Consider the following 12,605-nt stretch of genomic DNA (forward strand, 5'->3'; position numbering starts at 1 on the left):
AAAGCCCAAGTAGATCTACTTGGGCTTTTCCTTATCCTATTTTTTTACTCAATCCAAAGAGATATCTCCATTTTGTTGGGATTCTGCCAATTTTCGTTCCAATTCTGCTTGAAACTCTTCCATAACAGGTTTTACGGTACTCTCCGGGAGATCGGCAATCTTGATATACATTAAGCCGTCCACAGAATTGTTGAACAAGGGATCTACATTAAAGGCGATCACCTTGGCATTTTGTTTGATGTATTTTTTTATCAGCACCGGCAAGCGTAATGCTCCTGGCTCTACCTCATCAATCAGTCGGTCGAATTTATTTAAATCTGCCTGGGTTTCATCAAAAACAAATTCCTTATCGGCATCGTTCAGTTTCACCTTAAATTCCTTTTTAGGCCTAATATATTGGGCCACATAAGGATCCCAATAGTTAGATTTCATAAACTCTATCATCAGGGATTTGGAGAAATTAGAAAATTGGTTGCTAATGCTTACCCCTCCTATAAGATACTTGTGTTCTGGATAGCGCAGGGTAGTATGCACAATACCCTTCCATAACAAGAACAAGGGCATTGGTTTTTGTTGGTATTCCTTAGTGATGTACGCGCGACCCATTTCAATGGACTGCCGCATCATCTCATAAAGCTCAGGTTCTAAACGGAATAGATCCTGTAAATAAAACCCATTGATCCCGTACTTATCAAAAATTTCAGAGCCCATCCCCATCCTATAGGCCCCGACTATGGCCTTTTCTTCATCGTCCCATAAAAATAGGTGGTGGTAATATTCATCAAAACTATCCAGGTCAATAGATTTATTGGTCCCTTCCCCTATGGCCCTAAAGGTCACTTCCCTTTGTCTTCCTATTTCTTGTAAAATAAAGGGCATGTCCTTGGCAGTTGCCAGAAATACCTCGTAATTCTTACTCTGCAACAACCTGCAGTCCTTTTCCCTTAGGCGTTCTATTTCCTCTTGTATGACCTCGGTACGCACTGCGGTGGCAATCTTTTTAGGAGCCTTTGGGATCTTCAATGTAGTGGGTACTTTATCCAATAGACTCTCCCTTTCATAAGCATTGGAAAGGATATAGGTCTTTCTTCTCAAGAGATCGGTAAATTCTTCAAGGCTCTCTTGTTCGTTTTGGGTTGCAACGGAAATGGGGTGCCCTATTCTTACTTTGATCACCCTATTTCTTTGTGTGGTTACCTCCGAAGGTAGTTTTGCAGTTCTAAAAATGTCACTGATTCTGGACAAGTGATAGAACATCCTACTATTTTTGGCATGAAAATATATGGGAACTACTGGTACTCCAGCCTTTCTGATGAGTTTTAAGGCAGCCTCCTCCCACGGCTTATCCACAATTAACTTACCATCCCTATACGTGGAGACTTCCCCTGCCGGAAATATCCCCAAGGGATGCCCATCCCGTAAATGGCCCATGGCACTTTTAAATCCGGCAATACTGCTTTTGGCATCTTTGTGGTTTTCAAAAGGATTGACCGGCATGATATAAGGCGCCATTGGCTCTATACGGTACAATAAAAAATTAGCGATAATCTTAAAATCCTCACGGTGCTGCAACAATAATTTCAATAACAGCACCCCATCAATACCCCCTAAGGGATGGTTGCTGATGGTAATATATGCCCCATCCTTGGGCAGACGTTTATAATCTTCCTCGGGTATCTCAAATTTGATCTGATAATGTTCCAGAATGGCATCCAGAAAGGCGGTGCCCTCTAAATGTTTGTGGTCTTTATAAAATTCATTGATGCTAGATAGTCTGGTGACTTTCATTAGGAACCATCCCATGAAAGTACCTAAAACGCCATATTTATCAATACGAATAGCTTTCGCTACCTCCTTTGCGGTTACAAGGCCCATAGTTTATTTAAAAATTGGTCACTGTAAATATAGGGAAAAGCAAGCTGAAACACCTTACAAAATCCTCGCCCCAACCTTCTATCCCATTACTTTACTACCAATTGCACCGTCTCTTTTCCCCTTTGTTCCAACAAGATTTCCTTCCCATTTTGAAGGGATAAAATAGATTCTGCATCAAAATGTCTAATGGTGTACAAGGAGACTCCTTCGTGATAGACGACCTTGAACCTACTTTTTAGTAAATCCAAAAGGTCCTGTAACCTTCCGAACTTGTTGTCCACACAGACAGAAAAGCTAATGGCCGAGTTTTGTATAAGGTCCACCTTCATTCTATGGTCATGCAAAAGTTTAAAAAGCTCACTGATACTGTCCTCTACGATAAAGGAAAAATCCAAGGATGATAATTTCATCAACACCTGATTTTTCTTGACGATAAAACAAGGCACCTCTGGCTCAATACCAATTCCTTTGCCTACCGTTGTCCCTGGATCTTTGGGATTTAAAAAGGATTTAACCTTTAGGGGGATTTCCTTTCTCTGCAATGGCTGTAAGGTCTTGGGGTGAATGACCGACGCTCCGTAAAAAGCGAGTTCTATGGCCTCCCTGTAGGAAATGTTGTTCAATAATCGTGCATTTTCAAAATATCGCGGATCTGCATTGAGCACTCCGGGAACATCCTTCCAAATGGTAACCTCTGTGGCATTTATGCAATACGCCAAGATAGCCGCCGTATAATCGGATCCTTCCCTCCCCAAGGTGGTAGTAAAATTGTTTTCATCACTTCCCAAAAACCCCTGGGTAATGTTTAGCCTCGATCTATCGATACCCTCGGTTACCTTTTTCTGGGTTCCTTCCCAGTTTACTGTGGCATCTCTATAATTATCATCGGTTTTTATAAAATCTCTAACGTCCAACCAATTATTGGTAATCCCCACCTCATTGAAATAAGCACTCACAATGGTACTGGAAACTATTTCTCCATACCCCACGACTTGATCATAGACGAAGCTGTATTTTGGGGATTTGTTCCACGCCAAAAATCCCTGTACCTCTTCAAAAAGCGCTTTAACCTTCCCGTATATTGGGTGGTTTTCGTTTTCAAACAGATCCATTATGATATCGTTATGGTACTTTACCACTTCATGAATTGCCGAAGACAAAGCAGCCTTATCCTTAAAATAGGCATTGACCACGTCTTCCATGGCATTGGTGCTCTTCCCCATTGCCGAAATAACCAGTAAAGTGTTTTCATGCCCTACCTCCTTTAGGACATTAACCACATTTTTTACGCCATCTGCATCCTTAACCGATGCTCCTCCAAATTTGAAAATCCTCATACCTTAACTTTTCAACTTTAATATCCAGTTATAGACCTATTTTATATTATTTATGTAATTGCGTATTCCCTGCTCATCCAAATGTACCACATCCCAATCTCGTTTCACATCTGCCCCTTTGGCTTCGTAAAAATTAATGGCGGGCTCGTTCCAATCCAAAACCTCCCAGTTGATGCGTTTTACACCTAACTGATGACCGTAAGAAACTACCTCGTTTAAAAGAGCAGTACCAAGACCACTACCCCTCATTTTTTCGGTCACAATAAGATCCTCTAAATGTACGGTTGGCCCCTTCCAAGTAGAATACCTCGGATAAACCAAAGCCATTCCCTCAATCTTCCCGTTGGATTCTGCTACAAAACAATGGAACAACTTTTTCTCACCAAAACCATCCCTGATCAAATCTTCATCTGTTACCTCTACTGCATTTTCCTCTTTTTCGAATTTCGCCAACTCATTAATAAGTTGTAAAACCCTACCCATATCATCTGCTTTCGCATTCCTAATTTTGAAGTCGCTCATAATTGTTACAAATAAAACACAAAGTTATAAATTTAAAAAACTAAACCTTAGCGAAATCGTTGTAGTTTCACAAAATGTTCGATATTTGTACCCAAATAACACAACCTTTTTACATGGACAAAAAGAATAAGACTCTTGGGGAGTTTATTATAGAGCACCAATCGGCCTTTCAGTATTCATCCGGGGAACTTTCCAAGCTTATTAATGCTATACGACTTGCCGCCAAAGTAGTGAACCATGAAGTGAACAAAGCCGGTTTAGTAGATATTTTAGGAGCAGCAGGTGACACCAATATCCAAGGTGAAGATCAACAAAAATTGGACGTCTTAGCCAATGAAAAATTTATTCAGGCCCTAAAGAACAGGGAGATTGTTTGTGGGATTGCCTCTGAGGAAGAGGACGACTTTATCAGGGTCAATAGCAATGACAAACAGAATCAAAATAAATATGTAGTACTTATAGACCCCTTGGACGGTTCTTCCAATATAGACGTGAACGTATCGGTGGGGACAATTTTTTCTATCTATCGAAGAATTACTCCCGTGGGAACTCCTGTGACCATAGAAGATTTTTTACAACCTGGAAAAAACCAGGTAGCAGCAGGGTATATTGTTTATGGAACATCCACTATGCTCGTTTACACAACGGGTAATGGGGTAAATGGCTTTACTTTGAACCCCGCTATTGGGACCTTTTACCTGTCGCACCCCAACATGGAGTTTCCTGAAACCGGGAAGATCTATTCCGTTAATGAAGGAAATTACATCCATTTTCCACAAGGGGTAAAAGATTACATCAAATATTGTCAAAAAGAGGAGGATGACCGGCCTTATACTTCCAGATATATTGGTTCCCTTGTATCGGATTTCCATAGAAACATGATCAAAGGTGGTATTTATATGTATCCCAAAAGCAGCGTGGCCCAAAATGGAAAATTGCGTTTGCTCTACGAATGCAACCCTATGGCATATTTGGCAGAACAGGCCAACGGTAAGGCCAGTGATGGGTATAGACGAATAATGGAAATTGAACCAACAGAATTGCACGAACGGGTGCCCTTTTTCTGTGGAAGCCGTAAAATGGTAGAGAAAGCAGAAGAGTTTATGGCATTAAAACCATAAAAAAAAGGGGGCATTTGCCCCCTTTTAAATTATACTCCTATTCTACTTTTTAAGTAGATAAACATAGTCTTCATAAGATATTTTACCTTGGAAGATATCAATTGACCTAGCTATTATTTTATTGGCAGTTTCGGTGTTGTACCCCAGACCAATGGCATATTTTTTAATTAAGGCAAGCTCATCTTCATCAATCATATGATCCACAAAAATCATCCTAAAAAGGTCGAACAAGCGCTCCAAACGCCTTTCGGAAGAGGTTGGAGGATCAATAGGATATATGGTAGGTTTATTCATGACCTCCTCATATTCCAACTCGGTTACGTCCAATTTTAGGGCAAAACGGTTCAACAACTCAACTTCTTCTGGGTTGATCTCCCCATCTATAGCGGCCAATGAGGCAATTGCTGCAAAATGAGCTAGATTCTTCCTATGCTCGCTATTATCATATAAATCTACAAAAGACATACTTTACTTTTTTTAGTAAGAACAAAGATATATTTTTTAAAAATCATCGGTTTAAAAATGGCACAATTATTTTAACAGATCCCCGCTAAAATCGCTTTTTAGCCCACTCGATCAACCTGGCAAGCAATTGCTTAAAACGAGAAGAAGAAACAAAAGAAATTCGTAACTTTCCGTTGCTATGAATAAACCTCTTCTACAATTTACGGGTAAGGGTATCTATTGCAGTGCTGCCAAGGTATACCTTGATCCTTGGAAGCCTGTGGACCATGCCATTATTTCTCATGGACATGCAGATCACAGCAGGTACGGCCATAAAAAATACATTACACACCACCATAATGTCCCTATCATTAAACACCGGTTGGGGGACATTACCGTTGCCGGAAAAGAGTGGGGAGAAACCTTCCTAATCAATAATGTCAAATTTAGCCTACATCCCGCTGGGCATATTATTGGGTCTTCCCAAATCCGGGTAGAACACCAAGGAGAAGTTTGGGTCTTTACTGGCGACTATAAGACTGAGGATGATGGGATCTCCACTCCTTATGAAGTAGTAAAATGCGATACTTTTATTACCGAATGCACTTTTGGCCTTCCTGCTTTTAAATGGACGCCACAACAAGAAGTCTTTAAGGACATCAACAATTGGTGGGCATTAAACAGGGCCGACGGAAAAACCTCGGTGCTTTTTGGCTACAGTCTTGGAAAAGCACAACGACTCTTAAAATACTTGGATACGGATATAGGAAAGATATACACCCATGGAGCCATAGAAAACATGACGGAGGTCCTAAGACCTTTGGTCCATTTCCCTCCCACTACTCTAATAACCAAGGACACCAAAAAGGACGAACTGGCCGGAAATATAGTTTTGGCCCCACCTAGCGTGCATGGCAGCCCATGGATCAGAAAAATGGTGCCTTTTGTCACAGGCTCCGCCAGTGGATGGATGGCATTTAGAGGGGCCCGAAGAAGAAGGGCCATAGATAGGGGTTTTGTGTTAAGTGACCATTGCGATTTTCAGCAATTATTGGATAGCATTAAGTCCACCGGGGCTGAAAAAATCATATGCACCCATGGTTACACAGACCTATTTTCTAGATATTTAAGAGAGTTGGGGTATGACGCGCGTACTGAACAAACCCAATATGAAGGCGAATTGTCAGAGCTTAATTATCAAGAGGTAGAGGAAGGAAACCTGAAACAACTTGCGGTAAAAGAATAGAGTCAGACAGGTATTTAGCTAATGAAGAAATTTGCCCAACTTATAAAAACCCTGGACAGCACCAACAAGACCAACCTTAAAGTGGCTGCATTAACAGCCTATTTTGAAGAGGCACAGGATAGGGACAAGGTGTGGACCATCGCCATCCTATCCCATCGCAGGCCCCCTAGGCCGGTGAACACTACCCTGCTACGTCAATGGGCCTCTGAGCTTTCCAATATCCCGTTGTGGCTCTTCGAGGAAAGCTATCATATTGTAGGGGATCTGGCCGAAACCATCGCACTGGTCATCCCTTCCTCCTCTATTAAAACTGACAAAAGCCTAACCCAGTTCCTTGAGGAAATGTTAGCGCTAAAAGCAAAGTCCGAATCGGAAAAAAAGGCCTATCTCTTTCAGAATTGGAAGACAATGGACTATTATGAACGTTTTGTATTTACCAAATTGATCACCGGCGGATTCCGCATTGGGGTCAGTCAGAAATTAATGACCAAGGCACTTGCCAAGGCCACTGAACTGGACGAGGATATTTTGGCTTACAAATTAATGGGGAACTGGGACCCCAGTACCATCTCCTTTCAAAAATTGGTTTTGGAAGAAAACAAAAGCGATTATCTATCCAAACCCTTCCCCTTCTACCTGGCATATGCCCTAGAAGATACCCCTCATAATTTAGGTGCTATTGAAAACTGGTACGTGGAGCATAAATGGGATGGCATCCGATCTCAGGTCATTGTTAGAAATGATGAACTATTTGTCTGGAGCCGCGGAGAAGAATTGGTAACCGACAAATATCCCGAGTTCCATTCCTTCGTTGGAGAAATACCCAATGGAACCGTTATGGATGGTGAGATCCTACCTTTCCCAAATGGCGATATCGGGACTTTTAATGATCTCCAGACCAGGATAGGCAGAAAGACTATTTCCAAGGCGTTGCTCAAAAAAACACCCGTCATTATAAAAGTATACGATATATTGGAATGGGAAGGAGAGGATATTAGAAAAATACCCTTTTCCGAAAGGAGAAGAATTTTAGAGGCCCTGGTGCGGCCCCTTGTAGAAAATACAGACCTACCCCTCCAATTATCGGAGACGATGGAGTTCTCCCATTGGGATGAGCTAGCCCAAGAAAGGGAACGCTCCAGAGAAGTTAAAAGTGAAGGTTTAATGCTCAAACGCAAAGAGTCCCCTTACCTAGTTGGGCGAAAAAAGGGCGATTGGTGGAAATGGAAAGTAGACCCGCTAACCATAGATGCCGTGCTAACCTACGCCATGCGAGGCCATGGTAGACGAAGCAACCTCTTTACCGATTATACCTTTGCGCTTTGGGATCAAAATGAAAAAGGCGAAAAGGAACTGGTCACCTTTGCCAAGGCCTACTCCGGACTTACCGATGCAGAATTCAGAAAGATAGACGCATGGATCAAAAAAAATACCCTGGAACGCTTTGGGCCTGTGCGCAGCGTAACACCGCATCAGGTTTTTGAAATAGCCTTTGAGGGTATTGCCATTTCCAAAAGACATAAAAGTGGGGTTGCAACGAGATTCCCCCGTATTTTAAGGTGGCGAAAAGACAAAAAAATAGAAGAGGCCAACACACTCGTAGATTTAAAGGCATTAATTCCAGGCCCAATAAGTAACCATGACTAGAGAGCAACTTTACAACATAGCCGAGGAATGGTTTTCACAACAAGGCTGGACTCCTTTTAAATTCCAAAAAGACACCTGGAAGGCCTTTTTACAAGGCAAACATGGCCTCCTCAATGCTCCCACGGGCAGTGGAAAAACCTATGCCCTATGGTTCCCCATTGTCCTCAATTACATTAAAAACAATCCAGATTACCAGACCCAACACAAAAAAGGCCTTAAAGCCATTTGGATAACACCGCTCAGGGCGCTATCCCAAGAGATCCTCCAATCAGCGGAACGGGTATCCAAGGACTTGGGGACGAATTTTACGGTGGGCATTCGTTCTGGGGATACCTCAAACAAGGAGAGGGTGCAGCAGAAAAAAAACATGCCGGACCTCCTTATTACTACCCCTGAAAGTTTACAACTATTACTGGCCTCCAAGGGCTATGACAAGATGTTCAAGAACTGTTCTGCCATTGTTGTGGATGAGTGGCACGAACTGTTGGGCACCAAAAGAGGGGTTCAAATGGAACTGGCACTCTCCAGATTAAGAACGGTCTCCAAAAAAATTCGAATTTGGGGTATTTCGGCCACCATAGGGAATTTGGAACAGGCAAGGGAGGTGCTTTTGGGCACCAATGAAGAGATTCAGGGAAATTCAGTTCTGATCAAGGCGAAGCTGAACAAAAAAATAACGGTGAAAAGCATTATTCCCAAAACAATGGAAACGTTTCCGTGGCGGGGACATTTGGGACTGCATTTATTGGAGGAAGTGGTACCCATCATCAATGCGAGTAAAACCACCTTGCTGTTTACCAATACCCGAAGCCAATGTGAAATTTGGTTCCAAAAAATCCTACATCTGCATCCGGAATATGCCGGCGAAATAGCAATGCACCATGGGAGCATCAATAAGGAGACCCGTCTGTGGGTTGAGCAAGCCATCCGAAATGAAAGCCTTAAAGCTGTGGTATGCACATCTAGCCTGGACCTAGGTGTGGATTTTGCCCCCGTAGAAACAGTGATCCAGATAGGAGGGCCAAAAGGGGTTGCCCGATTTTTACAACGGGCAGGGCGCAGTGGCCATAGACCTGGGGAAGAAAGTGTTATCTATTTTTTACCCACCCACGCCATGGAACTCATAGAAGCTTCGGCACTGCAAAGGGCGGTAAAAGAGCAGGTAGTGGAAGATCGTTTGCCCTATCTCAATAGTTATGACGTCTTGGTGCAATACCTCACTACCTTGGCAGTTTCTGATGGGTTTTTTCCCGATGAGATCTACAAGGAAATTAGTGAGACCTTTTGTTTTCAGGCCATTTCCAAAGAACAGTGGCAATGGTTGTTGAACTTTATTGTACTCGGAAGCCAAAGCCTTCAAACCTATGACGAGTATAAAAAAGTGGAGATTGAAGAGGATGGCAGATTCAAGGTAAATAGCAGAGCCGTTGCCATGCGGCATCGTTTTCAAATTGGAACCATTGTGGGAGATGCCAATTTAATTGTCAAGTATCAAAAAGGGGGATATATAGGCTCCATAGAAGAGTTTTTTATCTCCAAGCTCACCCAAGGTGACGTATTTACCTTTGCAGGAAGAAACCTGGAATTTATCCGCATAAAGGATATGCAGGTACATGTGCGCAATTCGTCCAAAAAAACCAAAAAAGTCCCTAGTTGGATGGGGGGAAGAATGAGTTTTTCCGCCCAGATGTCAGAACTCCTAAGAGAAGAGTTATACACTGCCAATGTACCAACTGCCAAACTCTCCAAAGAAATGAAAGCCCTGGAGACTATTTTTGAGCGGCAAAACTTGGAGAGCATGGTTCCCAAACCAGATGAATTTCTTATCGAAACCTTCAAGACAAGAGATGGGTACCACCATATTTTTTATCCTTTTGAGGGTCGGTTCGTCCATGAAGCTATGGGCAGCCTCTTGGCCTATCGCATCAGTCTTTTGTCCCCGGCAACCTTTTCCATAGCCTTTAACGATTATGGATTTGAGCTACTATCGGACCAAGAGATCGATATGCAGCAGGTCTTGGACAACGATCTTTTCAGTGCTGATTTCCTTTTGGACGATTTGCAAAAAAGTCTGAACGCCACGGAAATGGCAAGGAGAAAATTTAGGGATATTGCCGTGATCAGTGGTATGGTATTCACAGGATATCCCGATAAGGGTATTAAAATGAAGCACCTTCAAAGTAGTTCCCAACTTCTATTTGATGTTTTCAGGGATTATGAGGCAGACAACTTACTGTTCCAACAGGCATTCACCGAGACTTTTGAGCACCAATTGGAGGAAGGTCGCTTGAGATTGGCATTGGAACGTATAGAAGATCAAAAGATAATTTGGAAAGATTGCGAAAAGCCTACCCCCTTCTCCTTCCCTATTATAACAGACCGACTTAGGGAAAAACTATCTAGCGAAAAGCTAGCTGATAGGATCAAAAAAATGACGGCCAAGTTAATGAAGAAATGACCCCTTGGCCCTTTAGGCATTCCCTTAGGAAGACAGGAATAAAAAGGCTCTCCTCCTTGTTCAAGTAGGAGAATAAATTCCGACGTAAATCAGGTGAAAGAGGAGGTTTATTTTCCTTTTAGTAGTAGTTTTGTAGGTATCAAACATTCCATGACACAACATATTCAAATTCAGGATCAGCATATTACACTCCATAGCACGGGAGCTCTTTTTTGGCAGGAACAAGATATGCTTTTGGTAAGTGATGTGCATTTGGGAAAGGTCTCCCACTTTAGAAAACATGGAGCGGCCATACCCCAAAAGGCTATAGAAAAGAACTTTGAATTGCTCACGGAAATTGTGGTGAAATTTAAGCCAATGACCATTTGTTTTTTGGGGGATCTATTCCATTCCCATTTAAATAGCGAATGGCAGCTATTTGAGGCCTGGATAGGTGAACAAACATCAAAAATTATTTTGGTGATGGGCAATCACGACATTATCTCCCCCTTAAAATATGAAGGGATCGGCATAGAAACCATACAGGAAATTTTACTCCCTCCTTTTTTGCTCACCCACCACCCAGAAGAAAGAGATGGTTTTTTTAATTTCTCGGGGCACATCCATCCCGCTGTCAAACTAAAAGGACTGGGCCGACAACGACTTAAATTACCCTGTTTTTTTAAGAGGGAAAACCAAATGATACTTCCGGCCTTTGGAGAATTTACCGGCACGCATATTTTAACACCTACTAAAGAGGACGAAGTGTACGCCATTACAAAAAATGAGGTTATTTTAGTGGCAAACCATTAGAGATGCTTACCAGCCAAAAACATTTGTTCAGTCTCGAAGACAATATCACCTATTTAAACGGTGCCTATATGTCTCCCCAATTAAAAAGCACAGAGGAAATCGGCATGGCCAACCTCAAAAAGAAAAGCCGACCCTACTCCATTAGTCCAGCCGATTTTTTCACACAAAGGGTAGTCCTAAAAAAGCGTTTTGCGGCACTAATTGAAGCTCCCAACTATCAAAATATCGCCATTATTCCTTCTGTTTCCTATGGTACAGCTACCGTTGCCAATAATATAACGTTAAAGGCCGGGGATGAGATAATTTTGGTGGACGAAGAGTTTCCCAGTAATGTATATACGTGGAGACGCCTGGCAGAAACCTATGGGGCCCATATAAAAATTATTCAGCCTCCCCGCGGATTTAAGGATCGCGGGAGACTTTGGAATGAAGCCATCCTAAATGCCATTACCCATAAAACAGCACTTGTGGCCATGGCCCATGTACATTGGGCAGACGGCACTAAATTTGACCTTAAATCGGTGCGGGAGAAAACGCGAACAGTGGGTGCGCTCCTTATCATTGATGGCACCCAAAGCATTGGCGCCCTCCCTTTTTCGGTAAAAGAATTGCAACCAGACGCCTTGATCTGTGGAGGTTACAAATGGCTAATGGGACCTTACTCCTTGGGTGTTGCCTATTATAGTGATGTCTTTAACGATGGGAAACCCTTGGAGGATAATTGGATGAACAAACTGCACTGCGAAGATTTCACCCAATTGACCCAATATCACGACGAATATCAACCCCATGCGGGACGGTATTCAGTTGGGGAATCCAGCAATTTTATTATGGTCCCCATGCTCATCAATGCCTTGGAACAACTCATACAATGGCAGCCAGTAAGAATCCAGAAATATTGTCGGTTTATTTCAGAAGATGCTTTGGATAAATTACGTGAGCAAAACTGTTTTATCGAAGAGAATGACTTTAGGGGCCAGCACCTCTTTGGGGTTTACCTACCCAAGGAAAGGGAAAGGGAAGTGCGAAACATAAAACAACGGTTACACGAGCACAACATTTTTGTATCCTACCGTGGGAAAGCTATTAGGGTTTCGCCCAATGTTTACAATCAGAAAGAAGATTTTGATAAGTTCCTCTCCTGTTTTAACCCCTTCTAAACA

Annotated in this window: 10 protein-coding genes; 6 read left to right on the top strand and 4 right to left on the bottom strand. The window is 42.4% G+C overall.

The annotated features are described in order from the left end of the window. Positions 1-48: 48 nt before the first annotated feature. The 3 genes from SB49_RS10430 to SB49_RS10440 form a co-directional block, all read right to left on the bottom strand. On the bottom strand, positions 49-1,875 hold the full coding sequence (locus SB49_RS10430) for a GNAT family N-acyltransferase (RefSeq protein ID WP_062056336.1): 1,827 nt from the start codon (positions 1,873-1,875) through the stop codon (positions 49-51). 86 nt (positions 1,876-1,961) lie between these two features. After that, complete coding sequence (locus tag SB49_RS10435) at positions 1,962-3,212, bottom strand: aspartate kinase (protein WP_062056337.1); 1,251 nt, start codon at positions 3,210-3,212, stop codon at positions 1,962-1,964. Between the two features lie 36 nt (positions 3,213-3,248). After that, positions 3,249-3,734: a GNAT family N-acetyltransferase gene (locus SB49_RS10440; protein ID WP_062056338.1), complete on the bottom strand. Its 486-nt coding sequence runs from the start codon at positions 3,732-3,734 to the stop codon at positions 3,249-3,251. Between the two features lie 113 nt (positions 3,735-3,847). On the opposite strand from SB49_RS10440, the gene fbp reads away from it, so the two are divergent. Then, positions 3,848-4,855 (top strand): class 1 fructose-bisphosphatase, encoded by a 1,008-nt coding sequence (gene fbp, locus SB49_RS10445; protein WP_062056339.1) that lies wholly within the window; start codon positions 3,848-3,850, stop codon positions 4,853-4,855. Positions 4,856-4,897: 42 nt separating this feature from the next. On the opposite strand, the gene SB49_RS10450 is transcribed toward fbp, so the two are convergent. Beyond that, positions 4,898-5,320 (bottom strand): tellurite resistance TerB family protein, encoded by a 423-nt coding sequence (locus tag SB49_RS10450; RefSeq protein ID WP_062056340.1) that lies wholly within the window; start codon positions 5,318-5,320, stop codon positions 4,898-4,900. 178 nt (positions 5,321-5,498) lie between these two features. On the opposite strand from SB49_RS10450, the gene SB49_RS10455 reads away from it, so the two are divergent. The 5 genes from SB49_RS10455 (at position 5,499) to SB49_RS10475 (ending at position 12,602) form a co-directional block, all read left to right on the top strand. Then, positions 5,499-6,545, top strand: a complete 1,047-nt coding sequence (locus SB49_RS10455) for a ligase-associated DNA damage response exonuclease (protein WP_062056341.1) — start codon at positions 5,499-5,501, stop codon at positions 6,543-6,545. Positions 6,546-6,566: 21 nt separating this feature from the next. Beyond that, entirely contained in the window at positions 6,567-8,192 is a 1,626-nt protein-coding gene (locus SB49_RS10460) for an ATP-dependent DNA ligase (RefSeq protein WP_062056342.1), read from the top strand. Beyond that, positions 8,185-10,650 (top strand): ligase-associated DNA damage response DEXH box helicase, encoded by a 2,466-nt coding sequence (locus SB49_RS10465; RefSeq protein ID WP_062056343.1) that lies wholly within the window; start codon positions 8,185-8,187, stop codon positions 10,648-10,650. Before SB49_RS10460 ends, SB49_RS10465 begins: the two co-directional genes overlap by 8 nt. A 150-nt stretch (positions 10,651-10,800) precedes the next feature. Continuing rightward, positions 10,801-11,442 carry a ligase-associated DNA damage response endonuclease PdeM gene (gene pdeM / locus SB49_RS10470; RefSeq protein ID WP_062059105.1) on the top strand — a complete coding sequence of 214 codons (642 nt, stop codon included), beginning with the start codon at positions 10,801-10,803 and terminating at the stop codon, positions 11,440-11,442. A 2-nt stretch (positions 11,443-11,444) separates the two neighbouring features. Continuing rightward, positions 11,445-12,602 (top strand): aminotransferase class V-fold PLP-dependent enzyme, encoded by a 1,158-nt coding sequence (locus SB49_RS10475; RefSeq protein ID WP_062056344.1) that lies wholly within the window; start codon positions 11,445-11,447, stop codon positions 12,600-12,602. Positions 12,603-12,605: the final 3 nt, after the last annotated feature.

This window comes from Sediminicola sp. YIK13 (assembly GCF_001430825.1).
Classification (GTDB): Bacteria; Bacteroidota; Bacteroidia; order Flavobacteriales; family Flavobacteriaceae; genus Sediminicola.

What these genes read in the sequence shown, in the direction of transcription:
- SB49_RS10430 (WP_062056336.1), bottom strand. Translation starts at nt 1,875, where the DNA reads ATGGGCCTTGTAACCGCAAAGGAGGTAGCGAAAGCTATTCGTATTGAT.
- SB49_RS10435 (WP_062056337.1), bottom strand. Translation starts at nt 3,212, where the DNA reads ATGAGGATTTTCAAATTTGGAGGAGCATCGGTTAAGGATGCAGATGGC.
- SB49_RS10440 (WP_062056338.1), bottom strand. Translation starts at nt 3,734, where the DNA reads ATGAGCGACTTCAAAATTAGGAATGCGAAAGCAGATGATATGGGTAGG.
- fbp (WP_062056339.1), top strand. Translation starts at nt 3,848, where the DNA reads ATGGACAAAAAGAATAAGACTCTTGGGGAGTTTATTATAGAGCACCAA.
- SB49_RS10450 (WP_062056340.1), bottom strand. Translation starts at nt 5,320, where the DNA reads ATGTCTTTTGTAGATTTATATGATAATAGCGAGCATAGGAAGAATCTA.
- SB49_RS10455 (WP_062056341.1), top strand. Translation starts at nt 5,499, where the DNA reads ATGAATAAACCTCTTCTACAATTTACGGGTAAGGGTATCTATTGCAGT.
- SB49_RS10460 (WP_062056342.1), top strand. Translation starts at nt 6,567, where the DNA reads ATGAAGAAATTTGCCCAACTTATAAAAACCCTGGACAGCACCAACAAG.
- SB49_RS10465 (WP_062056343.1), top strand. Translation starts at nt 8,185, where the DNA reads ATGACTAGAGAGCAACTTTACAACATAGCCGAGGAATGGTTTTCACAA.
- pdeM (WP_062059105.1), top strand. Translation starts at nt 10,801, where the DNA reads ATGACACAACATATTCAAATTCAGGATCAGCATATTACACTCCATAGC.
- SB49_RS10475 (WP_062056344.1), top strand. Translation starts at nt 11,445, where the DNA reads ATGCTTACCAGCCAAAAACATTTGTTCAGTCTCGAAGACAATATCACC.